Source organism: Flavobacterium sp. (assembly GCF_965284515.1).
Classification (GTDB): Bacteria; Bacteroidota; Bacteroidia; order Flavobacteriales; family Flavobacteriaceae; genus Flavobacterium.
Map to the genome: position 1 here is coordinate 238,647 of NZ_OZ260089.1, position 26,161 is coordinate 264,807.

A 26,161-nucleotide genomic window follows, 5' to 3' on the forward strand; every position below is an offset into this window, starting at 1 on the left:
CATACAAATAATAAAATTATTTTTTTATTTTAAAGGCATTTGCACCTGGAAAATAAGCAACCTCAGCTAACTCTTCTTCAATCCTTAATAACTGATTGTATTTTGACATCCTGTCTGAACGAGAAGCAGAACCTGTCTTAATTTGTCCACAATTTAAAGCAACCGCTAAATCAGCAATCGTATAATCTTCTGTTTCTCCAGAACGATGAGACATTACAGAAGTATAACCCGCATTATGCGCCATATTAACAGCAGCAATTGTTTCTGTTAAAGTACCAATCTGATTTACCTTGATTAAAATTGAATTTGCAATCCCTTTACTTATCCCTTTAGATAATCTCTCAACATTAGTTACAAATAAATCATCTCCAACTAATTGAACTTTATCTCCAACTAAATCAGTTAAAATTTTCCAACCTTCCCAGTCATTTTCATCCATCCCATCTTCAATTGAGATAATTGGATATTTTTTTGTCAATTCTGCTAAGTACTCTGCTTGCTCTTGCGAAGTTCTAATTTTACCGGTCTCACCTTCAAATTTAGAATAGTCGTATTTTCCATTAACATAGAATTCGGCAGAAGCACAATCTAAAGCAATCATAATATCTTCTCCAAATGTATAACCTGCGTTTTCAACTGCAAATTTAATAGAGTCTAATGCGTCTTCAGTACCACCAGATAAATTTGGCGCAAAACCACCTTCATCTCCAACAGCAGTTGACAATTTTCTATCGTGTAATACTTTCTTTAAGTTATGAAAAACTTCCGTTCCCATCTGCATTGCATGTGTAAAGTTTTTTGCCTTAACCGGCATAATCATAAATTCTTGAAAAGCAATTGGCGCATCTGAATGAGAACCACCGTTAATGATATTCATCATTGGTAAAGGCAAAGTATTAGCAGAAACTCCACCAACATACCTATACAATGGCATTCCTAATTCGTTTGCAGCAGCTTTTGCAACAGCTAATGAGACTCCAAGAATTGCATTTGCACCTAATTTAGATTTATTTGGAGTACCATCTAAATCAATCATTATTTTATCTATTGCATTTTGCTCAAAAACAGAAGTTCCTAATAATTCATTTGCAATCGTAATATTGACATTTTCAATAGCTTTACGAACTCCCTTACCCATGAATTCTTTACCTCCATCTCTTAATTCAACCGCTTCATGTTCGCCAGTTGAAGCGCCGCTTGGAACAGCAGCTCTACCTAAAGTACCGTTTTCAGTAATTACATCTACTTCAACCGTTGGGTTACCTCTAGAATCAAGAATTTGTCTTGCATGAACTTTAATAATGATACTCATCTTTTATATTTTAATTTTTTAATGAATTGATATTTTCTATAAACTGATCAAACAAATAAGTTGAATCATGGGGTCCTGGGTTAGCCTCAGGATGGTATTGAACTGAAAAACAGTTTTTAGATTTAGAATGCATTCCAGCAACCGTATTGTCATTCAAGTGTAAATGCGTAATTTCTAAATCAGGGTGTGCTTCTAATTCTTCTCTATTTACTGCAAAACCGTGATTTTGTGAAGTAATTTCACCTTTACCTGTGATTAAATTTTTAACTGGATGATTAATTCCTCTATGTCCGTTAAACATTTTGTATGTGGAAACACCATTTGCTAATGCAATAACTTGATGCCCTAAACAAATACCAAACAAGGGTTTATTTTCATTCATAATATCCCTTGCAACTTGTTGAGCACTTTGTAATGGCTCTGGATCACCAGGCCCATTTGAAAGGAAATAACCGTCTGGAGAAAACGATTTCATATCTTCATAAGATGCGTTATATGGGAAAACTTTTATATAACAATCTCTTGAAGCTAAATTTCTTAAAATATTAGTTTTTATACCTAAATCTAAAGCAGAAATTTTATATTTTGAATTATCACTGCCGAAGTAATATGGCTCTTTAGTTGAAACTTTAGAAGCTAATTCTAAACCTTTCATATCGGGAATAGCATCAAACTCTTTCATTAATTGTTCCACTGGAGTTCCATCTGTACAAATAATAGCATTCATTGCCCCATGATCTCTAATATAACTTACCAATGCTCTTGTATCAACATCAGAAATTACTATTAAATTTTCTTTTTCTAAATAGTCATATAAGCTTTGTTCTGCATTTGCTCTTGAATAATTAAAACTAAAGTTTTTACAAACTAAACCAGATATTTTTACAGAATTAGATTCAACTTCATTTTGATTAACACCATAATTTCCAATATGGGCATTAGTTGTAACCATAATCTGTCCAAAGTAAGAAGGGTCTGTGAAAATTTCTTGATAACCAGTAGTTCCAGTGTTAAAAGCAACTTCTCCAAAAGTTTTGCCATCAATACCAATTGATTTACCATAAAAAATAGTACCGTCTTTTAACAGTAATAAAGCTTGTGAACGATTAGTGTATTTCATTGTGTGTTGTTGTTTGTTGTGCAAATTTAAATTAAAAATTGAAATTATGGTATATAAAAAAAGGATAAACAATGTTTATCCTTTTTTTATATGTAATCAAATTATCATGATTATTCTGCAGTATCTGTGTTTTCAGAAGCATCAGCAACAGGAGCATCAGCACCATCAGCTTTTTTCTTACCACGACGAGTAGTTTTCTTAACTTCTTTTTTACCAGCTGTATATAGTGTATTGAAATCAACTAATTCGATCATTGCCATATCAGCATTATCTCCTAAACGATTTCCTAACTTAATAATACGAGTGTATCCACCTGGACGATCAGCTACTTTTGAAGCCACTTCTCTGAATAATTCAGTAACAGCATATTTATCTCTTAATTTAGAGAAAACGATACGCCTGTTATGAGTAGTATCTTCTTTTGATTTTGTTACAAGAGGCTCAACAAACATTTTTAAAGCTTTTGCCTTAGCAACAGTTGTATTAATACGCTTGTGTTCTATTAACGAACAAGCCATATTAGCTAACATAGCTTTTCTGTGACTTGATTGTCTACTTAAATGGTTGAATTTTTTTCCGTGTCTCATGACTAACTATTTAACCTTCATCTTGCTGCAATCCACTATGGAGAGCAAAATATGAAGTAATTTATTCTTTATCTAATTTATATTTGCTTAAATCCATTCCAAAAGAAAGATTTTTAGCCGCAACTAATTCATCAAGTTCTGTAAGAGACTTTTTACCAAAGTTTCTGAACTTCATTAAATCATTCTTATTGAAAGAAACCAAGTCTCCTAATGTATCAACTTCAGCCGCTTTTAAGCAATTTAAAGCTCTTACTGACAAGTCCATATCAACTAATTTAGTTTTCAATAACTGTCTCATATGCAAAGATTCTTCATCATATGATTCTGTTTGAGCAATTTCATCAGCCTCAAGTGTAATTCTCTCATCAGAAAACAACATAAAGTGGTGAATCAACGTTTTAGCTGCTTCAGTTAAAGCATCTTTAGGATTGATAGAACCATCTGTTTGGATTTCAAAAACTAATTTTTCGTAGTCAGTTTTTTGCTCCACACGGAAATTCTCAATAGAATACTTAACATTTTTTACTGGTGTGTAAATAGAGTCAGTATAAATTGTACCTATAGGTGCGTTTGCTTTTTTGTTTTCTTCAGCAGGAACATAACCTCTACCCTTTTCGATAGATAGTTCCATATTGATAGTTGTTTTGCTGTCTAAATTACAAATAACTAAATCTGGATTTAATACTTGAAAACCAGAAATAAATTTTTGGAAATCACCAGCAGTTATTTGCTCTTTATTTGTTAAAGAAATAGAAACAGATTCATTATCAATATCTTCAATTTGTCTTTTAAAACGAACTTGTTTAAGATTTAAGATAATTTCTGTTACATCTTCTACAACACCAGAAATAGTAGAGAATTCGTGTTCAACTCCTTCCATTCTAACTGATGTGATAGCGTATCCTTCTAAAGAAGAAAGCAAAACTCTTCTTAATGCATTACCAACAGTCAATCCGTAACCAGGTTCTAAAGGTCTAAATTCGAATTTACCTTCAAAATCGGTTGAATCGATCATGATAACTTTATCGGGCTTTTGAAAATTAAATAATGCCATATAATTCGACTAATGTCAGATTTTATTTGTTATACAACTCAACGATTAGTTGCTCTTTAATGTTTTCTGGAATTTGTAATCTTTGAGGAACAGCAACATAAGTACCTTCCATTGTATCATTGTTCCAAGTAATCCACTCATATACTTGAGAAGCATTTGCTAATGAATTAGCAATCGTTTCAAGAGATTTAGATTTTGCTCTTACAGCAACTTTATCTCCAGCTTTTAAGTGATATGAAGGAACGTTTACTAACTCTCCATTAACTGTAATATGTCTATGAGAAACTATTTGACGTGCAGCTCTACGAGAAGGAGCTACACCCATTCTATATACTACGTTATCTAAACGAGATTCACATAATTGAAGTAAAATTTCACCTGTTACACCAGAAGCTGCAGCAGCTTTTTTGTATAAGTTTCTGAATTGCTTTTCTAAAATACCATAAGTATATTTAGCTTTTTGCTTCTCCATTAACTGAACAGCGTATTCAGATTTTTTACCTCTTCTTTTAGCCATTCCATGTTGACCAGGTGGGTAATTTCTTTTTTCGAAAGCTTTGTCTTCTCCGAATATTGCTTCGCCAAATTTACGAGCAATTTTAGTTTTTGGACCAGTATATCTTGCCATTTCAAATTAAATTAAGGTAGGGATTATGAATTCAGGTCTAAATAAATCCTTCGATAATCGTAAACCTACCTAGGTTATACTAAATTATATTTAAACTCTTCTTCTCTTAGGAGGTCTACATCCATTATGAGGCATTGGAGTAACGTCAATGATTTCTGTTACTTCGATTCCACTATTGTGTATAGAACGAATAGCAGATTCTCTACCGTTACCTGGACCTTTAACGTAAACTTTTACTTTTTTAAGTCCAGCTTCAAGAGCTACTTTTGAACAATCTTCAGATGCTAACTGTGCTGCATATGGAGTGTTCTTTTTAGAACCTCTGAAACCCATTTTACCAGCTGAAGACCAAGAAATAACTTCACCTTTCTTATTTGTCAAAGAAATAATGATATTATTAAAAGTAGCACTAACATGAGCTTCTCCAGTAGATTCAACGATAACTTTACGTTTTTTTGCTGTTGCTTTAGCCATACTTACTTATTATTTAGTTGCTTTTTTCTTGTTAGCAACAGTTTTTCTTTTACCTTTTCTAGTTCTAGAGTTATTCTTAGTTCTTTGACCTCTTAACGGAAGTCCAGCTCTATGACGAATACCTCTTTGACATCCAATATCCATTAAACGCTTAATGTTTAATTGAATTTCTGAACGTAATTCTCCTTCAATTTTGAAATAAGAAACAGCATCACGAATTCCGCTAATTTCATCATCATTCCAATCTTGAACTTTCTTATCTTCGCTTACATTAGCTTTAGCTAAAATTTCTTTAGCTCTACTAGCACCTATTCCAAAGATATAGGTTAATGCGATAACTCCTCTTTTTTGTTTAGGTATATCTACCCCTGCAATTCTAGCCATAATTATCCTTGTCTTTGTTTAAATCTAGGATTCTTTTTGTTAATAACGTATAATCTTCCTTTTCTACGCACAATAATGCACTCGGCACTTCTCTTTTTAACTGATGCTCTTACTTTCATTTTAATAGCTTTAGTATCTATATGTAATTCTTGCTTTAGACAAATCGTAAGGGCTCATTTCAAGTTTTACCTTATCTCCTGGTAATAATTTTATATAATGCATACGCATTTTTCCAGAAATATGAGCGATTACTATATGTCCATTCTCTAACTCAACACGAAACATTGCATTTGATAATGCTTCGATTATTGATCCGTCTTGTTCTATTGCTGATTGTTTTGCCATAAATATTAAGCTACTGCTTTTCTATTTTTACCACTCTTCATCAAACCATCATAATGCTTATTTAACAAGTATGAATTAATTTGTTGAATTGTATCAATTGCAACTCCGACCATAATCAATAATGATGTTCCTCCATAAAAATAACCCCAAGCTCCTTGAACTCCTAATAAACTAACAACAACAGCAGGTAAAACCGCAATAAGTGCTAAAAATAGAGAACCTGGAAATGTAATTAAAGACATGATTTTATCTAAGTAATCGCCGGTTTCAACACCAGGACGAAAACCAGGAATAAAACCACCTGATCTCTTTAAATCATCAGCCATTTTATTTGTTGGTACAGTAATTGCGGTGTAAAAATACGTAAAAATTATTATTAACAAAGCAAATACTATATTATATACTAATCCAAACGGATCATTAAACATTCCAGCTAATGATTGCGCTGTATCTGATTCTTTTGCCAAACCAGAAACCGCAGCAGGTATAAACATTATAGCTTGAGCAAATATAATTGGCATTACACCAGATGCATTAAGCTTTAAAGGAATGAATTGTCTTGACCCTCCCATTGAATCTTCTTCAAATTCACCCGAAACAGTTCTTCTTGCATATTGCACAGGAACTTTTCGCATTGCCATAACTAACAAGATACATGCTATAATTACAATGAACCATAAAATAAGTTCTAATACAATCATCATAACACCTCCATTAGCTTGAGTTGTTCTTGAAGTTACTTCTTGAATGAATGACTGTGGCATTCTAGCAATAATACCCACCATAATTAATAATGAGATACCATTACCAATACCTTTATCAGTAATCTTTTCACCCAACCACATTGCAAATATCGTACCTGTAACTAAAATAAGAACAGAAATCGACAAGAAAAAGAATGAGAAAAACTCAGGAACAAACGCTTCACTTGGTAAAGTAGAATTAAGGTTATAAATATAACCTGGCGCTTGAACAAGAGTAATAAGGATAGTTAACCATCTTGTAATTTGGTTAATTTTTTTTCTACCGCTTTCACCGTCCTTTTGAAGCTTCTGTAAATAAGGAACCGCAATTCCCATTAACTGAACAACAATAGAAGCAGAAATATACGGCATGATACCTAATGCAAATACAGAAGCCTGCGAAAACGCGCCTCCTGTAAATACATTAATTAACCAACCAATACCTTCGTCAGTTTGATTTGTAAGGTTACCTAATTGAGTAGCATCAATACCCGGTAAAGTAACTTGTGCACCAAAACGGTAAGCAAGCAAGATAAGTAAAGTAAAAGTTATTTTACTCCTTAACTCTTCTATTTTCCAAACATTGACTAATGAATCTATAAATTTCTTCATTTTACTAATTAGATTATAAACTTACTACTTCTCCACCAGCAGCTTCAATAGCCGCTTTAGCAGTTGCAGTAAATTTGTGAGCACTTACTTTTAATTTAGTTTTTAGCTCACCTCTTCCTAAAATCTTTACCAAGCTATTTTTTGTAGCTAAACGAGTTTCAACTAACACTGAAAAATCTAGTGTATCAGTTATCACACCGTTATCTACTAACATTTGAATTGTATCAAGGTTTATTCCTTGGTACTCTTTTCTGTTGATATTTTTAAAACCAAACTTAGGTACACGTCTTTGAAGAGGCATTTGCCCTCCTTCAAAACCAATTTTCTTAGAATAACCAGAACGAGATTTTGCTCCTTTGTGACCACGAGACGCAGTACCACCTTTACCAGAACCTTCTCCTCTACCTAATCTTTTATTTTGGTTATGCGTTGACCCTTCAGCCGGTTGTAAGTTACTTAAATTCATAACGAATATTATTATTTAGTTTCTTCTACAGAAACTAAGTGTTTAACTTTATTTACCATTCCAAGGATAGCAGGATTTGCATCATGCGCAACAACTTGTCCCATTTTACGAAGACCTAAAGCTTCCAATGTTCTCTTTTGATCAAGAGGACAGTTGATTTTACTTTTTACTTGTTTTACTAATATTTTTGCCATTTTTCCTTGAATTTTAACCTTTAAATACTTTATCTAGAGAAAGCCCTCTTTGTTTTGCAACTGTTGCAGCACTTCTCATTTGTAATAAAGCATCAAAAGTAGCTTTAACAACGTTATGAGGATTTGAAGAACCTTGAGATTTAGATAATACATCATGAATCCCTACAGACTCTAATACTGAACGTACAGCACCACCAGCAATAACTCCGGTACCATGCGACGCAGGCATTAAATTAACTCTAGCTCCACCAAATTTTCCTTTTTGTTCGTGAGGTACAGTATGACCATATAAAGGGATTCTTACTAAGTTTTTCTTTGCATCTTCTACTGCTTTAGCAATAGCTTCTGATACATCCTTAGATTTTCCTAAACCATGACCTACAACACCGTGTTCGTCTCCAACTACTACAATTGCAGAAAAACCAAATGCTCTACCTCCCTTAGTAACTTTTGTTACACGGTTTACGTTAACCAAACGGTCTTTTAAATCAAGACCTCCTGGTTTAACTAGTTCTATGTTTTTATAATTTTGATACATAATTTCTTAGAATTTAAGTCCTGCTTCTCTAGCTCCTTCAGCTAATGATTTTACACGTCCATGATATAAATATCCTCCTCTATCAAAAGATATTGTGCTAATACCAGCTTTAAGTGCTCTTTCAGCAACTAATTTTCCAACTGCGTTAGCAGTTTCAACGTTTGTACCTTTTACAACTTCATTTTCACGTGAAGATGCAGCAACTAGCGTTACACCGTTTACATCATCTATGACTTGAGCATAGATTTCTTTATTAGATCTAAAAACAGATAGTCTTGGCTGAGCAGCTGTTCCGCTTACAGTCTTTCTAATTCTGAATTTTATTCTCTGTCTTCTTTCAGTTTTTGTTAATGACATAGTCTTAATTTTTAAGCTGATTTACCTGCTTTTCTTCTTAATACTTCACCTACAAACTTAACCCCTTTACCTTTGTAAGGTTCTGGTTTACGGAAACCTCTGATTTTAGCAGAAACTTGACCTAATAATTGTTTGTCAAATGATGATAATTTTACTATTGGATTCTTACCTTTTTCAGATATAGTTTCCACTTGAACTTCTGGTACAATATTTAAAACTATATTGTGTGAAAATCCTAAAGCCAAATCAAGTTTTTGACCTTGATTAGATGCTCTATAACCTACACCAACTAATTCTAACGATTTTGTAAAACCTTCAGATACCCCTATAATCATATTGTTTATAAGAGAACGATAAAGTCCGTGTTTCGCTCGCTCATTTTTATGATCTGATGAACGCTCAACGATAACATTGTTATCTTCAATTTTAACCGTAACATCAGAAAATTCTTGAGAAAGCTCGCCTAATTTTCCTTTTACTGTAACAACAGCATCTTTCACTTCTACAGTTACTCCTGCTGGTATTGCAATTGGATTTTTACCTATTCTTGACATTCTTTCGTCTTTTTATTAATATACGTAACAAATAACTTCTCCACCAACATTAAGTTGTTTTGCTTGCTTACCAGTCATTACACCTTTAGATGTAGAAACGATAGCAATACCTAAACCGTTTAAGATTCTAGGTAAAGTAGAAGAACCTGAATATTTACGTAAACCTGGTTTACTAATTCTTTGGATATCTTTGATAACTGACTCTTTAGTCACTTTATCATATTTAAGAGCAATTTTAATAGTCCCTTGAACAGAGTTATCATCAAATTTGTAACTTAAGATATATCCTTGATCGAATAAAATCTTTGTGATTTCTTTTTTAAGGTTAGAAGCAGGGATTTCAACCACTTTGTGGTTTGCAGCTACTGCATTTCTAACTCTTGTAAGATAATCGGCAATTGGATCTGTATACATTTGTATAGAATTGCGGTTATGGTTTTCGTTTGGCACTCGCCAAACGAACCTGTAACCAATTAATTTTTATTTGGATTGCAAAAGTAATAACTTTTTACGAGATTACCAAGATGCTTTTTTAACACCTGGAATCAAACCTTGATTAGCCATTTCACGGAACGTAACACGAGAAAGACCAAACTGACGCATATAACCTCTTGGTCTTCCTGTCAATTTACAACGATTATGTAAACGTACAGGAGAAGCATTTTTAGGCAATCTTTGTAATGCATCATAGTCTCCAGCTTTTTTTAAAGCTTCTCTCTTTTCAGCGTACTTATCTACAGTTGCTTGTCTTTTAACCTCACGGGCTTTCATTGATTCTTTAGCCATATCTTAGTTCTTTTTAAAAGGTAAACCTAGTTCTGTTAATAATGCTTTAGCTTCTGTATCTGTACTTGCAGATGTTACAAAAGTAATATCAAAACCTGAAATTCTATTAATTTTATCAATATCAATCTCTGGGAAAATAATTTGCTCTAAAACTCCTAAGTTATAATTACCTCTACCGTCAAATCCGCTAGCTTTAATTCCACCAAAGTCTCTTACTGAAGGTAAAGATGAAGTAATAAGTCTATCTAAAAACTCATACATTCTTTCACCACGTAAAGTAACTTTAGCACCAATTGGCATACCTTTTCTTAATTTAAAAGACGCAACGTCTTTCTTAGAAATAGTAGCTACTGCTAATTGACCAGTAATTTTAGTCATTTCTTCTACAGCGTAATCAACTAACTTTTTGTCAGATACAGCTGCACCAACTCCACGGCTTACAACAATTTTTTCAAGTTTAGGAACTTGCATAACATTTTTGTAACCGAATTCTTCTGTAAGAGCAGAGATTACTCTACTCTTATATTCTTCTTTTAATCTAGGTATATAAGCCATTACTATAATACTTGATTAGATTTCTTTGAAAATCTGATTTTCTTATCTCCTTCAACTTTATAACCAACTTTAGTTGCTTCTTTTGACTTAGGGTCAATCAAAGACAAGTTAGAAATATGCATTGGAGCCTCTTTCTTAACGATACCTCCTTGAGGGTTTTTTGCACTTGGTTTCGTATGTTTTGAAACCATATTTACACCTTCAACTACCGCTTTATTTTTATCACGGATAACGCGTAAAACCTTACCTTCAGAACCTTTATGGTCTCCAGCAATAACTTTAACTACGTCTCCAGATTTAATTTTTAGCTTTGTCATCATTTTAGATATTAAAGCACCTCTGGTGCTAATGATACAATTTTCATGAATTTATTTTCACGAAGTTCTCTTGCTACTGGACCAAAAACACGTGTTCCTCTCATCTCACCAGTTGCATTTAACAAAACACAAGCGTTATCATCAAAACGGATATAAGACCCATCTGCTCTTCTCACTTCTTTCTTTGTACGTACAACTACTGCTGTAGAAACTGCTCCTTTTTTTACGTTACCGTTTGGAGTAGCATCTTTAACAGAAACTACAATTTTATCTCCAACAGAGGCATAACGACGTTTCGTTCCTCCTAAAACACGGATAGTCAAAACTTCTTTTGCTCCTGTGTTATCTGCTACTTTTAATCTTGATTCTTGTTGTACCATAATTACTTAGCTCTTTCAATGATTTCAACTAATCTCCAACATTTAGATTTACTTAAAGGACGCGTTTCGCTAATTCTTACAGTATCTCCAATGTTACAGTCGTTTGTTTCGTCGTGTGCAACATATTTCTTTGTTTTCAACACGAACTTACCGTACATAGGGTGTTTTACTCTTTTTGTTTCTGAAACAACAATAGATTTCTCCATTTTGTTACTAGTAACAACACCAACTCTTTCTTTTCTTAAATTTCTTTTTTCCATCTTTCAGCAGAATACAATTATTGTAACTCTCTTTTAGTTAACTCTGTAGCAATTCTAGCTACAGCTCTTCTAATAGTTTTTATTTGAAGAGGATTCTCAATTGGTGAAATCGTATGAGCTGCTTTTAAATCAGCATACGTTTTCTTTAATTGACTAAGTTTCTCTTGCAATTCTACTGCAGATAGATCTTTTATTTCTGATTGTTTCATAATAAATTTAGATTATGCTTGAAAATCTCTAGCAACGACAAACTTAGTTTTTACAGGAAGTTTTTGAGCAGCAAGACGTAAAGCCTCTTTTGCAACAGAAAGTGGAACTCCACCAACTTCAAACATTATCTTTCCTGGTTTAACAACTGCAGCCCAGTATTCTACTGCACCTTTACCTTTACCCATACGTACTTCAAGAGGTTTTTTAGTAATAGGCTTGTCTGGGAATATTTTAATCCATAATTGTCCCTCCCTCTTCATATAACGAGTAGCTGCAATACGAGCTGCTTCGATTTGACGAGAAGTCAAGAACATTCCATTTTCATGTACAGATTTAATACCAAACATTCCATTTGAAAGTTCATGCCCTCTTTGAGAGTTACCCTTCATTCTACCTTTTTGTACCTTACGGTATTTTGTTCTTTTAGGCTGTAACATTTTTCTTTAGTTTAAAAAATTACTTTCTTTTGCTTCTGTTAGGTTTACCTTTTCCAGATCCTGCAGATTTAGACTTTTGTTTGTCCATACCTACTAACGGAGAAAGATCTCTTTTTCCATAAACCTCACCTTTCATTATCCACACTTTGATTCCCATTCTACCATAAGTAGTATGCGCTTCAGCCAATGCATAATCAATATCAGCTCTGAAAGTTGACAAAGGAATTCTACCATCTTTAAAACCTTCTGAACGAGCCATTTCAGCACCATTCAAACGACCAGAAATTAACACTTTAATCCCTTCAGAATTCATCCTCATTGCAGCAGATATAGCCATTTTAATAGCTCTTCTGTATGAGATTCTGTTTTCGATTTGACGTGCAATACTGTTAGCTACTAAATAAGCATCTAACTCAGGTCTTTTGATTTCAAAAATATTGATTTGAACTTCTTTATCGGTAATTTTCTTAAGTTCTTCTTTCAACTTGTCTACCTCTTGCCCACCTTTTCCAATAATGATACCAGGTCTAGCAGTAGTGATAGTAACGGTTACAAGTTTTAAAGTTCTTTCGATAATTATCTTAGATACACTAGCTTTTGATAAACGTGCGTGGATATACTTTCTGATTTTGTAGTCTTCAGCGATTTTATCACCATAGTCATTTCCACCATACCAGTTTGAGTCCCACCCTCTGATGATACCAAGTCTATTTCCAATTGGATTTGTCTTTTGTCCCATACTGTTTATTAATTACTTTGTGTGTTATTATTAGATCCTAATACGATTGTAACGTGATTAGAACGCTTTCTTATTCTATGAGCGCGACCTTGAGGTGCTGGTCTAAGTCTTTTCAACATAGCACCACCATCAACTCTGATCTCTTTAACGATTAAGCCTGCATCTTCTAAACTTGCTTCTGCGTTTTTAGCTTGCCAATTAGCGATAGCCGACAACAAAAGTTTTTCAAGTTTATTAGAAGCTTCTTTGCTATTAAATCTTAAAATATTAAGAGCTAATTCTACCTTCTGACCTCTTACTAAATCTGCAACAATGCGCATTTTTCTAGGTGAAGTAGGGCAGTTATTCAATTTTGCGAAAGCAATAGACTTATTAGCCTCTTTTCTCGCATCTGCTGTTTCTCTTTTACGAACTCCCATGCCTCTTATTTTTTACCTTTATTTTTTGCACCTGCATGACCTCTAAAAGATCTAGTTGGTGAAAATTCTCCTAATTTATGTCCTACCATGTTTTCAGTAACGTAAACAGGTACAAATTGACGACCGTTATGAACTGCGATAGTTTGCCCAACGAAATCTGGAGTAATCATAGAAGCTCTTGACCATGTTTTGATCACAGCTTTACTATCTTTCTCTACATTATCTTGAACTTTTTTATCCAATTTATAATGAACATAAGGTCCTTTTTTTAATGAACGTGCCATATCTTACTTATTATTTCTTTCTACGTTCTACAATATACTTGTTACTCGGGTTAACTTTAGAACGAGTTCTATAACCTTTAGCTGGTAAACCTTTTCTTGAACGTGGGTGACCTCCTGAAGAGCGTCCTTCACCACCACCCATTGGGTGATCAACTGGGTTCATTGCTACCGGTCTTGTTCTCGGTCTTCTACCTAACCATCTAGATCTACCAGCTTTTCCTGATACAACTAATTGATGATCAGAGTTAGAAACAGCTCCAATTGTAGCCGAACAAGTTAACAAGATTAATCTTGTTTCACCAGAAGGCATTTTAATTGTAGCATATTTTCCATCTCTCGCCATTAATTGAGCAAAAGTTCCTGCCGAACGCGCAATAACAGCACCTTGACCTGGACGTAACTCAATACATGAAATTACAGTTCCTAGAGGAATTTTACTTAAAGGCATTGCATTTCCAATTTCTGGAGATGCATCTGGACCTGAAACTAAAGTTTGTCCTACTTGTAATCCATTTTGTGCAATAACATAAGTTTTTGCACCATCAGCATAAGCTAATAATGAAATAAAAGCAGAACGGTTCGGATCGTATTCGATAGTTTTAACTGTAGCTGGAATTCCTGCTTTAGTTCTTTTAAAATCAATAAGACGATACTTTTGTTTGTGACCACCGCCCATATAACGCATGGTCATTTTTCCTTGACTATTTCTACCTCCAGAGTTTTTTTTCGGCGCCAACAAAGAGCGTTCCGGCTTATCAGCTGTAATAGTGTCAAAGCTATTCACAACTCTAAATCGCTGACCTGGGGTAATAGGTTTTAATTTTCTAACTGACATATTCTATTAGATATTATTATAAAAATCTATTGTTTCACCTTCTTTTACTTGTACAATTGCTTTCTTATAAGCATTTGTTTTCCCACTGATCAAACCACTTTTAGTATATTTTACCGATCTGTCAGCTCTGTATGTCATAGTATTAACAGACTCAACACTCACACCATAAGCAGCTTCAACTGCATTTTTGATTTGAATTTTATTTGCTGTTTTCTGAACTACAAAACCGAAACGGTTATAAACCTCACTAAGTTTGGTTATTTTTTCAGTTATAATAGGTTTAATAATGATACTCATAACCTTAATTATTTACTTAAATTTTCTTCGATTTCTCCTATCGCACCCTCTAAAACAACTAAAGTATTAGTGTTTAAAACAGTGTAAGTACTTAATTCTAAGCAACTTACAACAGAAGTCTTCTTTAAATTACGTGACGACAAATATACATTTTTATTTGAATCGCCCAACACAAATAAAGATTTTTTATTCTCTAACCCTAAAGCTTTCAATACATTAATGAAATTTTTAGTGTTTGGTACATCAAAATTGAAGTCTTCTAGAACAATCAAATTTGACTCTTTTGCCTTAATAGATAAAGCAGATTTTCTTGCTAATCTTTTTAAGTTTTTGTTTAATTTGAAAGAATAACTTCTTGGTCTAGGACCAAAAACAGTTCCTCCTCCTTTAAACAATGGATTTTTTATACTTCCAGCACGAGCTGTACCTGTTCCTTTTTGCTTTTTAATCTTACGAGTACTTCCAGTAACTTCAGCTCTTTCTTTAGCTTTGTGAGTACCTTGTCTTTGATTAGCTAAATATTGCTTAACATCAAGATATACTGCATGATTATTTGGCTCAATTGCGAATACTGAATCAGAAAGTTGAACTTTTCTTCCAGTATCTTTTCCGTTGAAATCTACTACTTTTACTTCCATTACTTCTGAATGATTACATAAGAGTTCTTGTGTCCAGGAATAGCTCCTTTAACAACTAATAAGTTCTTTTCAGCAACAACTTTCAAAACTTTTAAGTTTTGAACTGTAACATTATCACCACCCATTCTTCCAGCCATTCGCATTCCTTTGAATACTCTAGATGGGTAAGATGAAGCTCCAACAGAACCTGGCGCTCTCAAACGGTTATGTTGACCATGAGTCGCTTGACCAACACCACCAAAACCGTGACGCTTTACAACTCCTTGAAAACCTTTACCTTTTGAAACTCCTTGAACGTCTACAAACTCACCTTCGATGAATAAGTCTACAGTGATAACATCACCTAATTTGTGCTCTTGTTCAAACTCCTTAATTTCAACGACTTTTTTCTTCGCAACAGTTCCTGCTTTCTTAAAGTGAGCTGCCTCAGCTTTAACAGTTTGTTTTTCAGATTTGTCATCGAAACCAAGTTGTAGAGCAACGTACCCGTCAACCTCCTCGGTTCTGACTTGGGTAACTACACATGGACCAGCTTCGATTACTGTACAAGGAATGTTTTTCCCGTTTTCATCAAAAATGCTAGTCATGCCAATTTTTCTTCCGATTAACCCAGACATATTAAACTAATTATTAATTAAATTTTTGTTTTTTGTGCACATACAATAAATACACACCTCTTTTTGAGGGTGCAAATATATAATTATTTTTTAAATACCGCAAATATAATTAGTTAGACAAAAAATGATTAAATTTTATCTAAAAAAGCAACTTGAAGTGTTAAAAAAAACCGCTGTGAATAAACACAGGCGGTTTTTATTTTAAACTGTTTAATCAGCTTATATGAAATTATACTTTAATTTCAACTTCAACCCCACTTGGTAACTCTAATTTCATTAAAGCATCAATAGTTTTTGAAGAAGAACTATAAATATCTAATAATCTCTTGTAAGAGCTTAATTCAAATTGCTCTCTAGATTTTTTGTTAACGTGTGGTGAACGTAAAACAGTGAAAATCTTTTTGTTAGTTGGTAAAGGAATAGGACCAGTAACTACAGCTCCAGTACTCTTTACAGTTTTTACAATCTTTTCAGCAGACTTATCTACCAACATGTGATCGTAAGATTTTAATTTTATTCTGATTTTTTGACTCATTTTCTTAAAAATTAAGCGTTACCTTTTGCTTTTTTAATTACCTCTTCTGAAATATTAGAAGGCGTTTCTGCATAGTGTGAAAACTCCATAGTAGAAGTTGCTCTACCAGATGACAATGTTCTTAATGTTGTTACATAACCAAACATTTCTGATAATGGCACATCTGCTTTAATAGTTTTTGCACCAGATCTATCTCCCATGTCATTAACCTGACCTCTTCTTCTATTTAAATCACCAACGATATCACCCATGTTTTCTTCAGGAGTAATAACTTCGATTTTCATAATAGGCTCAAGGATAACAGCACCAGCAGCTTTTGCAACTTCTTTATAACCTAACTTAGCAGCTAATTCGAAAGAAAGCGCATCAGAATCTACAGGGTGAAATGATCCATCAGATAAAGTTACCCTTAAACTATCTACAGCATAACCCGCTAACGGACCTGTTTTCATAGCTTCACGGAAACCTTTCTCAACTGCAGGAATATATTCCTTAGGCACGTTTCCACCTTTAACAGCATTAATGAACTGAAGACCAATTGCAGGCTTACCATCAACTTCTTCAGCAGGCTCAAGAGTAAATACGATATCACCGAATTTACCACGTCCACCAGATTGTTTTTTGTAAGTCTCTCTATGAGTTGCAGATCTTGTAAATGCTTCTTTATATTCTACTTGAGGCTCACCTTGATCAACTTCAACTTTAAATTCACGTTTCATTCTATCAATTAAGATATCCAAGTGTAACTCACCCATACCAGAAATAATAGTTTGACCTGAAGCCTCATCAGTTCTAACTGTAAATGTAGGATCCTCTTCAGCTAATTTAGCTAAAGCCATACCCATTTTATCTACGTCAGCTTTTGTTTTAGGCTCAATAGCAATACCAATTACAGGATCAGGGAATTTCATTGACTCAAGAATAATTGGGTGCTTTTCGTCACACATTGTATCCCCAGTTTTGATATCTTTAAATCCTACAGCAGCCCCAATATCTCCAGCCTCAATATATTCGATTGGATTTTGTTTATTAGCATGCATTTGGTAAATACGAGAGATACGCTCTTTATTTCCTGAACGAGTGTTCAAAATATAAGATCCAGCATCTAAACGTCCTGAATAAGCACGGAAAAATGCCAAACGACCAACATAAGGGTCAGTAGCAATTTTAAATGCTAAAGCAGCGAATGGCTCTTTAACATCTGGCTTACGTAATATTTTAGTTTGATCTTCTTCTAATAAATCAGCATCATCAGGGTGAATTCCTTCAATACCTTCTTTATCCATTGGAGATGGCAAATACTTACATACAGCATCTAACATAAATTGAACTCCTTTGTTTTTAAACGCAGAACCAGCAATCATAGGAATGATAGCCATGTCAATTGTAGCAGCTCTTAATGCAGCATTAATTTCATCTTCAGTAATAGAATTTTCATCTTCCATATACTTATCTAAAAGATTCTCGTCATAAGTCGCGATTTCTTCGATAAGGATTGAACGATATTCTTTTACTTCATCAACCATATCAGCTGGAATGTCAATAATATCAAAAGTAGCTCCTTGAGTTTCATCATGCCATACAATAGCTTGATTTTTAACTAAGTCAACTACACCTCTGAAGTCATTCTCTTCACCAATAGGCAAAGTAATAGCAACAGCATTTGATTTCAACATATCTTTAACTTGTTGACAAACTGCTAAAAAGTTAGATCCTTGACGGTCCATCTTGTTAACAAACCCCATACGAGGAACTCTATATTGATCAGCAAGTCTCCAGTTCGTTTCTGACTGAGGCTCAACACCATCAACAGCACTAAATAAGAAAACCAAACCATCTAATACACGTAAAGAACGATTTACCTCTACAGTAAAATCAACGTGTCCAGGAGTATCAATAATATTAAAGTGATAAGGTATAGATTCTGGCAAAATTTTACCTTGTTGAGTTGGAAAATTCCACTCACAAGTAGTTGCAGCAGAAGTAATTGTAATACCTCTTTCTTGTTCTTGAGCCATCCAGTCCATTGTTGCAGCACCATCATGTACTTCACCAATCTTGTGTGATTTCCCAGTATAGAATAATACACGCTCTGTTGTTGTTGTTTTACCAGCATCAATGTGAGCAGCAATCCCTATATTTCTTGTATATTTTAAATCTCTTCCCATTTCTTCTAATTAAAATCTAAAGTGTGAGAATGCTTTATTTGCATCTGCCATTTTATGAGTATCCATTCTTTTCTTAACCGCAGCACCTTCTTCTTTAGAAGCCGCTAAGATTTCAGATGACAATTTACCTGCCATAGATTTCTCATTTCTTTTTCTTGCATATAATATTAACCATTTCATTGCAGTAGAAATTTTTCTATCTGGACGAATTGGCATTGGTATTTGGAACGTTGCTCCACCTACTCTACGGCTTCTAACTTCTACGTGAGGCATAACATTTGTTAATGCATCTTTCCAAAGCTCTAAAGCTGTTTTTTCTGTATCTCCTTTTTTAGCTTCTACAATGTCTAATGCATCATAAAATACTTTAAAAGCTGTTGATTTTTTACCATCCCACATTAAGTTGTTTACAAAACGTGTTACTAACTGATCGTTAAATTTAGGATCCGGTAAAAGAGGTCTTTTTTTGGCTGCTCTTTTTCTCATGTCTTTTCTTTAAAAGTTTAAAAATTACTTTTTAGCGTCTTTTGGTCTTTTTGCTCCGTACTTAGATCTTCTTTGAGTTCTACCGCTAACTCCGGCAGTATCCAAAGCACCACGTACAATGTGGTATCTAACACCTGGCAAATCTTTAACTCTTCCACCTCTAACTAATACTATCGAGTGCTCCTGTAAATTATGTCCTTCTCCAGGGATGTAAGCATTTACTTCATTACCATTTGTCAAACGCACACGCGCAACTTTACGCATTGCTGAGTTTGGTTTTTTTGGTGTTGTAGTATACACACGCGTACAAACCCCTCTTCTTTGAGGACAAGAATCTAAAGCAGCCGATTTACTCTTCTTAGTTATTTTGGCTCTTCCTGTTCTTACTAATTGTTGAATTGTTGGCATAACTGTTAATAATTGTTACTAATAATTTAATATCCCCGCTTTTTAGGGGATGCAAATGTAATGATTAATTTATATAAAACAAACTTAATCTATTAATTTTCAATGAACTCTAAATGAATTCATTCTTCTTTTTCAAAAAACTGATTTCTAGAATAGATATATCAAGCTATTTACAAGACATTACACTTATTTTATTTTTTTTACGTTTCTTTACAACGATGAAATATTTTATACTTTTTTTTACTTTATTTCTGTGTAATCTTTCTTTATCACAAAATTTTTATTTGAAAATTAAAGGAGAAAACGAACTGGAAACAAAACAAATTGACTCTTTAAACTATAAGAGTCAGCACAATCTTGTTGCCGATATTTTAAAAGAAAAAGAAAAGTTTGATTTAAAACTTCAAAACAATGGTTTTTTTGAAGCTGAATTAATAAACCAAACAAAAATAAATGACTGCACATTTGTATTTCAATATAAACTAGGATTACCTTTAAAATACATACATATATATTTAGGTACAATTTCAAAAGAACTTCTAAGTATTCTTCAAATCGAATCCGATTCTATTCAATTGAAAATAAACGAAACTGAGAGTTGGATGCAATCTAAAGTCAACTTACTTGAAAAGAAAGGTTACTCCTTAGCCAAACTTTCACTTACCAATCATAAGCAAACCAAAAAAGGACTTTCTGCTAATTTATTTGTTGAATTAAATCAAAAAAGAACAGTTGATGATTTGCTCATTCTTGGATATGATAAATTCCCAACAAATATTAAAAATAATTGGGTAAAAAAATATAAAAAAAGAACTTTCAACCAAGATTTAGTAAAAGAAATTAATGATGATTTCTCGGAGCTTCCATTCATTACTCAAACCAAGTATCCTGAAATTTTATTTACTCAAAATTCAACAAAAATTTACACCTATTTAGAAAAATCAACACCTAATAAGTTTGACGGTTTCATTGGGTTTTCAAACGATGAAAACAGCAAATTAGTTTTTAATGGTTATTTAGATTTATCTTTACAAAACATATTTAATTCTGGAGAAAAATTCAAACTGTATTGGAAAAATGACGGAAATCAACAAACCTCATTTAATTTAGGAACTGAACTACCTTACTTATTTAAAAGTCCGCTTGGATTAAAAGCTGATATAAGAATATTTAAAAGAGACAGTACTTTCCAAAACACACTTGCTGATTTTAATTTAGGTTATTATTTTACTTATAACAAGAAAGTATATTTAGGTTTTCAAAACACAAAATCGGTTGACATTCAAAAAGCGAATTCCACAACTTTAAATACTTTTACCAATACATTTTACACTACAAGTTTTGAGTATTTTAAAAGAAAAATAGATGATTTTTTATTTCCAGAAAGAACAAATTTTATTTTCAAAACAGGTTTTGGAAATCGAAAAATAGCTTCTGAAAAAACTTATCAGTTTTTTGGACAAATAGACGCTTCTCACACACTATACTTAAACACGAAGAACAACATTCGAATAAAAAACCAAACGTTTTATTTGAATAGTGAAGCGTATATAATAAACGAACTGTATCGTTTTGGAGGAATTAATTCCATTAGAGGTTTTAGAGAAAATAGTTTGCAAGCTAATTTTTTCTCAGGATTAATGCTTGAATACAACTATATCTTAGCACCAAATGTATATATCCATTCAATTACTGATTACGGTTATTTTCAAGATAAAGCATCAAATTTACAAGATAGCTTATTAGGACTTGGGTTTGGATTTGGATTACTAACTAATAACGGTCTTTTTAATTTGGTTTACGCAAATGGATCCACAAATGAACAAGCTATAAAACTTTCTAATTCCATTATCCATATTAGTTTTAAAACGAATTTTTAAAAAATTTCTAACTTGTAACTTTTACTTCTAACTTTAATTTATCTTTGCCAAATGGAAAAAGAAAATCAAATATTTGGAATTAGAGCAATAATTGAAGCTATTGTTGCAGGTAAAGAAGTAGATAAAGTTTTTATTCAAAAAGATGCTCAAGGCGAATTGATGCAAGAACTTTTAAAAACAATGAAGAAAAACAATATTAATTTTGTTTATGTTCCTGTTGAAAAGCTAAACCGATTAACTTCTAAAAACCACCAAGGTGCTGTTGCAAGTATTTCACCTGTCTCTTTCCATGATTTAGAAACATTGGTTACAGCTGTTTTAGAAAAAGAAAAAACACCTTTGTTTTTAATATTAGACCAATTGTCTGATGCTAGAAATTTTGGAGCAATAATAAGAACTGCAGAATGTACTGGAGTTGACGGAATTATCATTCAAAAACAAGGTTCTGCACCTGTTAATGGAGACACAGTTAAAACTAGTGCTGGAGCAGTATTTAATGTGCCGATTTGTAAAGTAGATCATATTAAAGATGCAATTTTCTTTTTACAAGGAAGCGGAATAAAAACTGTGGCTGCAACTGAAAAAACCGACAATACTATTTACGATATATCACTAGCTGAACCTGTTGCCATAATTATGGGAAGTGAAGACAGAGGTGTAAACCCTTCAGTATTGAAAATTGTAGATGAAAAAGCAAAATTACCAATGTATGGAACTATAGAATCATTAAATGTATCAGTGGCTTGTGGCGCTTTTTTATATGAAACAGTTAGACAAAGACAGTAGATTTTAAAAATAAATCACAAATGAAAAAACAAGAGCTAAGTAACTCAAAACTTATTCTTTCAGGTTTTTTAATAGTAAATCTTCCTGTAACAATAATTATAATTTCTACTATTTATATATTATATAGCTATACTTCATTAAAATTTACCGAATCTGGGATAATTGGATGTGTAATAGCTTGGATTTTATGGGAATTTTTATCTAAGGTTTGGATAAAATGGGCTTTAAATCAAGATGTGGAAGAAAACAGATTACATAAAATTGGGATGTATAGTTTAGTTCTTTGGAAATCTGACCTTAAAAAAATTCAAAAAATAAATAGAAAACTTGGTAGAGAATAAAGAAACTACTCTTTCTTAATTCCAATAAAATTATAAATTACCTTTAAAGAAGTTGTAAAGTATTCCTTTACGACTTCTTCTGGTTTTGGTGGTGGGTTAAATTTTCCTGTTTCGTCAAAATTTTTGACAAATGGATCTAATTCTGGGTTAAAATCAGGTTCTTCCCAATCGTATAAAATAGGTTTTGCAAATTGAGGCGTTCTTAAAACCAATGCAAATGCTATTCCAGTTAAAAAACCGCTTAAATGCCCTTCCCAAGAAACAGCATCATCTACTTTTGGAAACATGTACCAAACCATTCCGCCATAAAAAACAACGATTAACAAAGACAAGGCAACTAAACGATAATATTTGGTGAAAATTCCTTTAAAAAACATAAAACTTACCAAAGCATAAATTAATCCACTTGCACCAATATGATAACTTGGTCTACCTAACAACCACGTTCCTAAACCTGAAAACATAATTCCAAAAAAAAGCACTAAGTACGATTGTTCTCTATAAAAAAAACGAAGAGCCGCTAACAAAACCAATAATGCAAGAGAGTTATTTATTAAATGCTTTAAATCGCCATGTAGAAATGCGCTGAAAAAAATTCCCTTTGCACCAAATGATTCTCTAGGATAAACACCATAATGCGACAAGCTGATATGAAAATGATTTTCCACCCAAAAAACTGTCCACAGCAACAATACAAAAAGCAAAGGCAACAGCACAACTGATGGCGTAAATACAAATGGATTTTCTAAACTTGGTTTTTTCATAAGAATTAATTGTCAAAGATAAAGCCAAATTATTTATTATGCTTTTTTGTCATACATCATAGAAATACTTCTTAAACTACAATTTCAAATCAACTTTATATTTTGATGAGAAAATTAAAATATTTACATTTAAAAAATGGAAACGTTAAGAAACATTTTAAATAAAAAAGTAGAAATTTCAGACACTGATTGGCTATTCATATCGGCTAAACTTCAGTTGAAAGAATATAAAAAGAAAGAGTTTCTTACTACAACAGACGCTATTGAAAATAAAATTTACTTTATTTTAGAAGGTGTGTTTCGGTTATTTATTGAACTTCCAGAAAAAGACGTAACTATTGACTTTGGGTTTCCTGAAAGTTTTTTAAGCAGCTATTCGTCCTTTTTAACACAAACTCCTAGCGTAGCATGTATTCAAAGCCTAACTAAATCAAAAGTAATTTACATTACAAAAGATGACTTACAAGAAATTTATCAAGTAACAAAAGCAGGAGAATCTATTGGAAGAATTTTTGCGGAAGAATTTTTCAGGTATAAATCCAAACGAGAATTAAGCTTCATGAAAGACTCGCCAACAGAACGTTATTTAAACTTATTTAAAGAACAACAAAACCTCATTCAAGAAATTCCACAAAAATATCTTGCTTCCTATATTGGTATTACTCCACAAGCTTTAAGTAGAATTCGAGCAAAAATTTAACTAAAATTGAATTTGTTAACCCAAGTTCATTGTTTCGGCTTCCACTTCTTATTTTCTTTGCTTTAGAAATTTAAATCTAGAAATCATGGAAACAAATCAATTAAGCAATTCAGAAGTAATGAACACAAAAACGAAAGAAATTTTAATAATGCAAAAACCTACAAGTGCTTTTATTGGCGCAGCGTGGTTTACATTATTAATAGGAATGGTTTCCTATTGTATTGGGCTTTGGAACGCGCAAATGCAACTAAATGAAAAAGGATATTATTTTACAATTTTATTGTTTGGACTTTTCTCAGTAATTTCAGTTCAAAAATCTGTTCGAGATAGAGATGAAGGAATACCAGTAACTGATACTTATTATGGGATTTGTTGGTTTACTACAATTACATCAATTACACTATTAATTATTGGGCTTTGGAATGCCGATTTAGAATTAAGCGAAAAAGGATTTTATGGCATGTCTTTTTTACTGAGTTTATTTTCTGCAATAACAGTCCAAAAAAACACACGTGATATACTACTTGCAAATACTTCAGAAAAATATAAAGACTAATCCTTTAAATTATCTAAAAAAGGTTTGAAAATAAAATTTCAAGCCTTTTTTAATATAGTTAAAAATGAAAAAATGTAATTTTACAAAATGGAAGCACCGTTAGCAGAAAGAATTAGGCCTAAAAATTTATCGGAATACGTAAGTCAGTTGCATTTAGTAGGCGAACAAGGTTCGTTAACACATCAAATAGCAAAAGGAATAATTCCAAGTTTAATTTTATGGGGACCACCTGGAACCGGAAAAACTACTTTAGCCCAAATAATGGCCGAAGAAAGTAAGCGACCATTTTATATTTTAAGCGCCATAAATAGTGGTGTAAAAGACATTAGAGAAGTACTGGATAAAGCCAAACAAAGCGGCGGAATGTTTACGGCTAAGAATCCTATTTTATTTATCGATGAGATTCATCGTTTTAGTAAATCGCAACAAGATTCTTTACTTGCTGCAGTTGAAAAAGGTTGGGTAACTTTGATAGGAGCTACGACTGAAAATCCAAGTTTTGAAGTCATTCCCGCACTATTGTCAAGATGTCAGGTTTATGTACTAAATCCTTTTTCGAAAGATGATTTAGAAGCATTATTACATAGAGCAATTGCTACTGACAACTATTTACAAACCAAACAAATTGAATTAAAAGAAACCGAAGCTCTTTTAAGATTGTCTGGTGGTGACGGAAGAAAGCTATTGAATGTTTTTGAATTAGTAATCAATGCAACTGAAGAAGATTCTATTGTTATTACCAATGAAAAAGTAATGCATTTAGCTCAAAAAAACACGGTCTTATACGATAAAACAGGTGAGCAACATTATGATATTGTTTCTGCTTTTATAAAATCGATACGAGGAAGTGACCCGAACGGTGCGGTTTATTGGTTAGCTAGAATGATTGAAGGCGGAGAAGATGTAAAATTTATAGCTCGAAGATTATTAATTTTAGCTAGTGAAGATATTGGAAATGCTAATCCAACTGCTTTAATTATGGCAAATAACACTTTTCAAGCAGTAACAACAATTGGTTATCCAGAAAGTAGAATTATCTTGAGTCAGTGTGCTATATATTTAGCGAGTTCAGCAAAAAGTAATGCCAGTTATTTGGCAATTGGTAAAGCGCAACAATTGGTAAAACAAACTGGTAACTTACCCGTCCCATTACATTTGCGTAATGCTCCAACCAAATTAATGAAAGAATTAGGTTATGGAGACGAATATAAATATTCGCACGACTATGCAAATAACTTTGCAGAACAAGAATTCTTGCCTGATGAAGTTTCCGAAACTAAATTTTTCGAACCTGGTGATAACGCGCGTGAAAAAGAATTACGTGCTTTCTTAAAAAACCGTTGGAAAAATAAGTATGGGTATTAGGTGTTAGGTGTTAAGTGTTAGTAAAATTAC

The 26,161-nt window shown here is 32.9% G+C and carries 41 protein-coding genes; 6 read left to right on the forward strand and 35 right to left on the reverse strand.

The window, feature by feature from the left end:
* Positions 1–16: 16 nt before the first annotated feature.
* From eno to rpsL, 34 genes are all read right to left on the reverse strand, one after another.
* Positions 17–1,312, reverse strand: a complete 1,296-nt coding sequence (eno, locus tag ACQ65T_RS01075) for a phosphopyruvate hydratase (RefSeq protein ID WP_430399273.1) — start codon at positions 1,310–1,312, stop codon at positions 17–19.
* Positions 1,313–1,322: 10 nt separating this feature from the next.
* A complete protein-coding gene (carA, locus tag ACQ65T_RS01080) occupies positions 1,323–2,432 on the reverse strand; it encodes a glutamine-hydrolyzing carbamoyl-phosphate synthase small subunit (RefSeq protein ID WP_430399274.1) in 1,110 nt (369 codons plus the stop codon).
* A 110-nt stretch (positions 2,433–2,542) separates the two neighbouring features.
* Positions 2,543–3,019 carry a 50S ribosomal protein L17 gene (gene rplQ / locus ACQ65T_RS01085; RefSeq protein ID WP_430399275.1) on the reverse strand — a complete coding sequence of 159 codons (477 nt, stop codon included), beginning with the start codon at positions 3,017–3,019 and terminating at the stop codon, positions 2,543–2,545.
* Between the two features lie 61 nt (positions 3,020–3,080).
* Positions 3,081–4,073 carry a DNA-directed RNA polymerase subunit alpha gene (locus tag ACQ65T_RS01090; protein ID WP_430399276.1) on the reverse strand — a complete coding sequence of 331 codons (993 nt, stop codon included), beginning with the start codon at positions 4,071–4,073 and terminating at the stop codon, positions 3,081–3,083.
* Between the two features lie 22 nt (positions 4,074–4,095).
* On the reverse strand, positions 4,096–4,701 hold the full coding sequence (gene rpsD, locus ACQ65T_RS01095; RefSeq protein ID WP_430399277.1) for a 30S ribosomal protein S4: 606 nt from the start codon (positions 4,699–4,701) through the stop codon (positions 4,096–4,098).
* A 90-nt stretch (positions 4,702–4,791) separates the two neighbouring features.
* Positions 4,792–5,175 carry a 30S ribosomal protein S11 gene (gene rpsK / locus ACQ65T_RS01100; RefSeq protein WP_264559571.1) on the reverse strand — a complete coding sequence of 128 codons (384 nt, stop codon included), beginning with the start codon at positions 5,173–5,175 and terminating at the stop codon, positions 4,792–4,794.
* Positions 5,176–5,184: 9 nt separating this feature from the next.
* Complete coding sequence (gene rpsM / locus ACQ65T_RS01105) at positions 5,185–5,559, reverse strand: 30S ribosomal protein S13 (RefSeq protein ID WP_430399278.1); 375 nt, start codon at positions 5,557–5,559, stop codon at positions 5,185–5,187.
* Positions 5,560–5,561: 2 nt separating this feature from the next.
* Complete coding sequence (gene ykgO, locus ACQ65T_RS01110) at positions 5,562–5,678, reverse strand: type B 50S ribosomal protein L36 (RefSeq protein ID WP_002987490.1); 117 nt, start codon at positions 5,676–5,678, stop codon at positions 5,562–5,564.
* 10 nt (positions 5,679–5,688) lie between these two features.
* A complete protein-coding gene (gene infA, locus ACQ65T_RS01115; RefSeq protein WP_007136545.1) occupies positions 5,689–5,904 on the reverse strand; it encodes a translation initiation factor IF-1 in 216 nt (71 codons plus the stop codon).
* 5 nt (positions 5,905–5,909) lie between these two features.
* Positions 5,910–7,259, reverse strand: a complete 1,350-nt coding sequence (gene secY / locus ACQ65T_RS01120) for a preprotein translocase subunit SecY (RefSeq protein ID WP_430399279.1) — start codon at positions 7,257–7,259, stop codon at positions 5,910–5,912.
* Positions 7,260–7,272: 13 nt separating this feature from the next.
* Positions 7,273–7,725 (reverse strand): 50S ribosomal protein L15, encoded by a 453-nt coding sequence (gene rplO, locus ACQ65T_RS01125; protein WP_430399280.1) that lies wholly within the window; start codon positions 7,723–7,725, stop codon positions 7,273–7,275.
* A gap of 11 nt (positions 7,726–7,736) precedes the next feature.
* Positions 7,737–7,919 (reverse strand): 50S ribosomal protein L30, encoded by a 183-nt coding sequence (gene rpmD, locus ACQ65T_RS01130; protein ID WP_264559575.1) that lies wholly within the window; start codon positions 7,917–7,919, stop codon positions 7,737–7,739.
* Positions 7,920–7,932: 13 nt separating this feature from the next.
* On the reverse strand, positions 7,933–8,457 hold the full coding sequence (gene rpsE, locus ACQ65T_RS01135; protein ID WP_430399281.1) for a 30S ribosomal protein S5: 525 nt from the start codon (positions 8,455–8,457) through the stop codon (positions 7,933–7,935).
* Positions 8,458–8,463: 6 nt separating this feature from the next.
* A complete protein-coding gene (gene rplR / locus ACQ65T_RS01140; protein WP_430399282.1) occupies positions 8,464–8,814 on the reverse strand; it encodes a 50S ribosomal protein L18 in 351 nt (116 codons plus the stop codon).
* Positions 8,815–8,825: 11 nt separating this feature from the next.
* On the reverse strand, positions 8,826–9,368 hold the full coding sequence (gene rplF, locus ACQ65T_RS01145; RefSeq protein WP_430399283.1) for a 50S ribosomal protein L6: 543 nt from the start codon (positions 9,366–9,368) through the stop codon (positions 8,826–8,828).
* A gap of 15 nt (positions 9,369–9,383) precedes the next feature.
* Entirely contained in the window at positions 9,384–9,782 is a 399-nt protein-coding gene (gene rpsH / locus ACQ65T_RS01150) for a 30S ribosomal protein S8 (RefSeq protein ID WP_430399284.1), read from the reverse strand.
* A 102-nt stretch (positions 9,783–9,884) separates the two neighbouring features.
* On the reverse strand, positions 9,885–10,154 hold the full coding sequence (rpsN, locus tag ACQ65T_RS01155) for a 30S ribosomal protein S14 (RefSeq protein ID WP_430399285.1): 270 nt from the start codon (positions 10,152–10,154) through the stop codon (positions 9,885–9,887).
* Positions 10,155–10,157: 3 nt separating this feature from the next.
* Positions 10,158–10,709, reverse strand: coding sequence for a 50S ribosomal protein L5 (gene rplE, locus ACQ65T_RS01160; protein WP_430399286.1), 552 nt, complete (start codon positions 10,707–10,709; stop codon positions 10,158–10,160).
* Positions 10,710–10,711: 2 nt separating this feature from the next.
* Positions 10,712–11,026, reverse strand: coding sequence for a 50S ribosomal protein L24 (gene rplX, locus ACQ65T_RS01165; protein ID WP_430399287.1), 315 nt, complete (start codon positions 11,024–11,026; stop codon positions 10,712–10,714).
* An 11-nt stretch (positions 11,027–11,037) separates the two neighbouring features.
* Positions 11,038–11,406 (reverse strand): 50S ribosomal protein L14, encoded by a 369-nt coding sequence (rplN, locus tag ACQ65T_RS01170; RefSeq protein ID WP_430399288.1) that lies wholly within the window; start codon positions 11,404–11,406, stop codon positions 11,038–11,040.
* A 2-nt stretch (positions 11,407–11,408) separates the two neighbouring features.
* Positions 11,409–11,666, reverse strand: a complete 258-nt coding sequence (rpsQ, locus tag ACQ65T_RS01175; RefSeq protein WP_264559582.1) for a 30S ribosomal protein S17 — start codon at positions 11,664–11,666, stop codon at positions 11,409–11,411.
* A 17-nt stretch (positions 11,667–11,683) separates the two neighbouring features.
* Positions 11,684–11,875, reverse strand: coding sequence for a 50S ribosomal protein L29 (gene rpmC, locus ACQ65T_RS01180; RefSeq protein ID WP_320814588.1), 192 nt, complete (start codon positions 11,873–11,875; stop codon positions 11,684–11,686).
* Positions 11,876–11,887: 12 nt separating this feature from the next.
* Positions 11,888–12,313, reverse strand: coding sequence for a 50S ribosomal protein L16 (rplP, locus tag ACQ65T_RS01185; protein ID WP_264559584.1), 426 nt, complete (start codon positions 12,311–12,313; stop codon positions 11,888–11,890).
* A 19-nt stretch (positions 12,314–12,332) separates the two neighbouring features.
* A complete protein-coding gene (gene rpsC / locus ACQ65T_RS01190; protein WP_430399289.1) occupies positions 12,333–13,052 on the reverse strand; it encodes a 30S ribosomal protein S3 in 720 nt (239 codons plus the stop codon).
* 8 nt (positions 13,053–13,060) lie between these two features.
* Positions 13,061–13,471 (reverse strand): 50S ribosomal protein L22, encoded by a 411-nt coding sequence (gene rplV / locus ACQ65T_RS01195; RefSeq protein ID WP_430399290.1) that lies wholly within the window; start codon positions 13,469–13,471, stop codon positions 13,061–13,063.
* A gap of 5 nt (positions 13,472–13,476) precedes the next feature.
* Positions 13,477–13,755 carry a 30S ribosomal protein S19 gene (gene rpsS / locus ACQ65T_RS01200; RefSeq protein ID WP_264559587.1) on the reverse strand — a complete coding sequence of 93 codons (279 nt, stop codon included), beginning with the start codon at positions 13,753–13,755 and terminating at the stop codon, positions 13,477–13,479.
* A gap of 10 nt (positions 13,756–13,765) precedes the next feature.
* Positions 13,766–14,590 carry a 50S ribosomal protein L2 gene (gene rplB, locus ACQ65T_RS01205; RefSeq protein WP_430399291.1) on the reverse strand — a complete coding sequence of 275 codons (825 nt, stop codon included), beginning with the start codon at positions 14,588–14,590 and terminating at the stop codon, positions 13,766–13,768.
* Positions 14,591–14,596: 6 nt separating this feature from the next.
* On the reverse strand, positions 14,597–14,887 hold the full coding sequence (rplW, locus tag ACQ65T_RS01210) for a 50S ribosomal protein L23 (RefSeq protein ID WP_430399292.1): 291 nt from the start codon (positions 14,885–14,887) through the stop codon (positions 14,597–14,599).
* Positions 14,888–14,895: 8 nt separating this feature from the next.
* The gene (rplD, locus tag ACQ65T_RS01215; RefSeq protein WP_430399293.1) at positions 14,896–15,525 is read right to left on the reverse strand and encodes a 50S ribosomal protein L4; all 630 of its coding nucleotides are present in this window, start codon (positions 15,523–15,525) and stop codon (positions 14,896–14,898) included.
* Positions 15,525–16,142, reverse strand: a complete 618-nt coding sequence (gene rplC, locus ACQ65T_RS01220; protein ID WP_430399294.1) for a 50S ribosomal protein L3 — start codon at positions 16,140–16,142, stop codon at positions 15,525–15,527. Before rplC ends, rplD begins: the two co-directional genes overlap by 1 nt.
* 229 nt (positions 16,143–16,371) lie before the next feature.
* A complete protein-coding gene (rpsJ, locus tag ACQ65T_RS01225) occupies positions 16,372–16,677 on the reverse strand; it encodes a 30S ribosomal protein S10 (protein ID WP_264559592.1) in 306 nt (101 codons plus the stop codon).
* 11 nt (positions 16,678–16,688) lie between these two features.
* Positions 16,689–18,845 (reverse strand): elongation factor G, encoded by a 2,157-nt coding sequence (gene fusA, locus ACQ65T_RS01230; RefSeq protein ID WP_430399295.1) that lies wholly within the window; start codon positions 18,843–18,845, stop codon positions 16,689–16,691.
* A 9-nt stretch (positions 18,846–18,854) separates the two neighbouring features.
* Complete coding sequence (gene rpsG, locus ACQ65T_RS01235) at positions 18,855–19,331, reverse strand: 30S ribosomal protein S7 (RefSeq protein WP_264559594.1); 477 nt, start codon at positions 19,329–19,331, stop codon at positions 18,855–18,857.
* Positions 19,332–19,355: 24 nt separating this feature from the next.
* Positions 19,356–19,739, reverse strand: coding sequence for a 30S ribosomal protein S12 (gene rpsL, locus ACQ65T_RS01240; protein WP_264559595.1), 384 nt, complete (start codon positions 19,737–19,739; stop codon positions 19,356–19,358).
* 284 nt (positions 19,740–20,023) lie between these two features.
* Here rpsL and ACQ65T_RS01245 point away from each other — a divergent pair, with 284 nt between their 5' ends.
* The 3 genes from ACQ65T_RS01245 to ACQ65T_RS01255 are packed head-to-tail and all read left to right on the forward strand — an operon-like array spanning position 20,024 to position 22,746.
* Entirely contained in the window at positions 20,024–21,619 is a 1,596-nt protein-coding gene (locus ACQ65T_RS01245; RefSeq protein WP_430399296.1) for a hypothetical protein, read from the forward strand.
* Positions 21,620–21,670: 51 nt separating this feature from the next.
* Positions 21,671–22,405, forward strand: coding sequence for a 23S rRNA (guanosine(2251)-2'-O)-methyltransferase RlmB (gene rlmB / locus ACQ65T_RS01250; RefSeq protein WP_430399297.1), 735 nt, complete (start codon positions 21,671–21,673; stop codon positions 22,403–22,405).
* Positions 22,406–22,425: 20 nt separating this feature from the next.
* Positions 22,426–22,746 (forward strand): hypothetical protein, encoded by a 321-nt coding sequence (locus tag ACQ65T_RS01255; RefSeq protein WP_430399298.1) that lies wholly within the window; start codon positions 22,426–22,428, stop codon positions 22,744–22,746.
* Between the two features lie 5 nt (positions 22,747–22,751).
* Here ACQ65T_RS01255 and ACQ65T_RS01260 read toward each other — a convergent pair whose 3' ends face one another.
* Positions 22,752–23,510, reverse strand: coding sequence for a rhomboid family intramembrane serine protease (locus ACQ65T_RS01260; RefSeq protein WP_430399299.1), 759 nt, complete (start codon positions 23,508–23,510; stop codon positions 22,752–22,754).
* 136 nt (positions 23,511–23,646) lie between these two features.
* Between ACQ65T_RS01260 and ACQ65T_RS01265 the strand changes: the two genes are divergently transcribed.
* The 3 genes from ACQ65T_RS01265 (at position 23,647) to ACQ65T_RS01275 (ending at position 26,131) form a co-directional block, all read left to right on the forward strand.
* Entirely contained in the window at positions 23,647–24,210 is a 564-nt protein-coding gene (locus ACQ65T_RS01265; RefSeq protein WP_430399300.1) for a Crp/Fnr family transcriptional regulator, read from the forward strand.
* A gap of 118 nt (positions 24,211–24,328) precedes the next feature.
* A complete protein-coding gene (gene yiaA / locus ACQ65T_RS01270) occupies positions 24,329–24,766 on the forward strand; it encodes an inner membrane protein YiaA (RefSeq protein ID WP_430401292.1) in 438 nt (145 codons plus the stop codon).
* An 87-nt stretch (positions 24,767–24,853) separates the two neighbouring features.
* On the forward strand, positions 24,854–26,131 hold the full coding sequence (locus ACQ65T_RS01275) for a replication-associated recombination protein A (RefSeq protein WP_430399301.1): 1,278 nt from the start codon (positions 24,854–24,856) through the stop codon (positions 26,129–26,131).
* The last annotated feature ends 30 nt before the right edge of the window (positions 26,132–26,161 follow it).

Coding starts and splice junctions, on each gene's coding strand:
- eno (WP_430399273.1), bottom strand. CDS start 1,312: ATGAGTATCATTATTAAAGTTCATGCAAGACAAATTCTTGATTCTAGA.
- carA (WP_430399274.1), bottom strand. CDS start 2,432: ATGAAATACACTAATCGTTCACAAGCTTTATTACTGTTAAAAGACGGT.
- rplQ (WP_430399275.1), bottom strand. CDS start 3,019: ATGAGACACGGAAAAAAATTCAACCATTTAAGTAGACAATCAAGTCAC.
- ACQ65T_RS01090 (WP_430399276.1), bottom strand. CDS start 4,073: ATGGCATTATTTAATTTTCAAAAGCCCGATAAAGTTATCATGATCGAT.
- rpsD (WP_430399277.1), bottom strand. CDS start 4,701: ATGGCAAGATATACTGGTCCAAAAACTAAAATTGCTCGTAAATTTGGC.
- rpsK (WP_264559571.1), bottom strand. CDS start 5,175: ATGGCTAAAGCAACAGCAAAAAAACGTAAAGTTATCGTTGAATCTACT.
- rpsM (WP_430399278.1), bottom strand. CDS start 5,559: ATGGCTAGAATTGCAGGGGTAGATATACCTAAACAAAAAAGAGGAGTT.
- ykgO (WP_002987490.1), bottom strand. CDS start 5,678: ATGAAAGTAAGAGCATCAGTTAAAAAGAGAAGTGCCGAGTGCATTATT.
- infA (WP_007136545.1), bottom strand. CDS start 5,904: ATGGCAAAACAATCAGCAATAGAACAAGACGGATCAATAATCGAAGCA.
- secY (WP_430399279.1), bottom strand. CDS start 7,259: ATGAAGAAATTTATAGATTCATTAGTCAATGTTTGGAAAATAGAAGAG.
- rplO (WP_430399280.1), bottom strand. CDS start 7,725: ATGAATTTAAGTAACTTACAACCGGCTGAAGGGTCAACGCATAACCAA.
- rpmD (WP_264559575.1), bottom strand. CDS start 7,919: ATGGCAAAAATATTAGTAAAACAAGTAAAAAGTAAAATCAACTGTCCT.
- rpsE (WP_430399281.1), bottom strand. CDS start 8,457: ATGTATCAAAATTATAAAAACATAGAACTAGTTAAACCAGGAGGTCTT.
- rplR (WP_430399282.1), bottom strand. CDS start 8,814: ATGTCATTAACAAAAACTGAAAGAAGACAGAGAATAAAATTCAGAATT.
- rplF (WP_430399283.1), bottom strand. CDS start 9,368: ATGTCAAGAATAGGTAAAAATCCAATTGCAATACCAGCAGGAGTAACT.
- rpsH (WP_430399284.1), bottom strand. CDS start 9,782: ATGTATACAGATCCAATTGCCGATTATCTTACAAGAGTTAGAAATGCA.
- rpsN (WP_430399285.1), bottom strand. CDS start 10,154: ATGGCTAAAGAATCAATGAAAGCCCGTGAGGTTAAAAGACAAGCAACT.
- rplE (WP_430399286.1), bottom strand. CDS start 10,709: ATGGCTTATATACCTAGATTAAAAGAAGAATATAAGAGTAGAGTAATC.
- rplX (WP_430399287.1), bottom strand. CDS start 11,026: ATGACAAAGCTAAAAATTAAATCTGGAGACGTAGTTAAAGTTATTGCT.
- rplN (WP_430399288.1), bottom strand. CDS start 11,406: ATGGTACAACAAGAATCAAGATTAAAAGTAGCAGATAACACAGGAGCA.
- rpsQ (WP_264559582.1), bottom strand. CDS start 11,666: ATGGAAAAAAGAAATTTAAGAAAAGAAAGAGTTGGTGTTGTTACTAGT.
- rpmC (WP_320814588.1), bottom strand. CDS start 11,875: ATGAAACAATCAGAAATAAAAGATCTATCTGCAGTAGAATTGCAAGAG.
- rplP (WP_264559584.1), bottom strand. CDS start 12,313: ATGTTACAGCCTAAAAGAACAAAATACCGTAAGGTACAAAAAGGTAGA.
- rpsC (WP_430399289.1), bottom strand. CDS start 13,052: ATGGGACAAAAGACAAATCCAATTGGAAATAGACTTGGTATCATCAGA.
- rplV (WP_430399290.1), bottom strand. CDS start 13,471: ATGGGAGTTCGTAAAAGAGAAACAGCAGATGCGAGAAAAGAGGCTAAT.
- rpsS (WP_264559587.1), bottom strand. CDS start 13,755: ATGGCACGTTCATTAAAAAAAGGACCTTATGTTCATTATAAATTGGAT.
- rplB (WP_430399291.1), bottom strand. CDS start 14,590: ATGTCAGTTAGAAAATTAAAACCTATTACCCCAGGTCAGCGATTTAGA.
- rplW (WP_430399292.1), bottom strand. CDS start 14,887: ATGAGTATCATTATTAAACCTATTATAACTGAAAAAATAACCAAACTT.
- rplD (WP_430399293.1), bottom strand. CDS start 15,525: ATGGAAGTAAAAGTAGTAGATTTCAACGGAAAAGATACTGGAAGAAAA.
- rplC (WP_430399294.1), bottom strand. CDS start 16,142: ATGTCTGGGTTAATCGGAAGAAAAATTGGCATGACTAGCATTTTTGAT.
- rpsJ (WP_264559592.1), bottom strand. CDS start 16,677: ATGAGTCAAAAAATCAGAATAAAATTAAAATCTTACGATCACATGTTG.
- fusA (WP_430399295.1), bottom strand. CDS start 18,845: ATGGGAAGAGATTTAAAATATACAAGAAATATAGGGATTGCTGCTCAC.
- rpsG (WP_264559594.1), bottom strand. CDS start 19,331: ATGAGAAAAAGAGCAGCCAAAAAAAGACCTCTTTTACCGGATCCTAAA.
- rpsL (WP_264559595.1), bottom strand. CDS start 19,739: ATGCCAACAATTCAACAATTAGTAAGAACAGGAAGAGCCAAAATAACT.
- rlmB (WP_430399297.1), top strand. CDS start 21,671: ATGGAAAAAGAAAATCAAATATTTGGAATTAGAGCAATAATTGAAGCT.
- ACQ65T_RS01255 (WP_430399298.1), top strand. CDS start 22,426: ATGAAAAAACAAGAGCTAAGTAACTCAAAACTTATTCTTTCAGGTTTT.
- ACQ65T_RS01260 (WP_430399299.1), bottom strand. CDS start 23,510: ATGAAAAAACCAAGTTTAGAAAATCCATTTGTATTTACGCCATCAGTT.
- ACQ65T_RS01265 (WP_430399300.1), top strand. CDS start 23,647: ATGGAAACGTTAAGAAACATTTTAAATAAAAAAGTAGAAATTTCAGAC.
- yiaA (WP_430401292.1), top strand. CDS start 24,329: ATGAACACAAAAACGAAAGAAATTTTAATAATGCAAAAACCTACAAGT.
- ACQ65T_RS01275 (WP_430399301.1), top strand. CDS start 24,854: ATGGAAGCACCGTTAGCAGAAAGAATTAGGCCTAAAAATTTATCGGAA.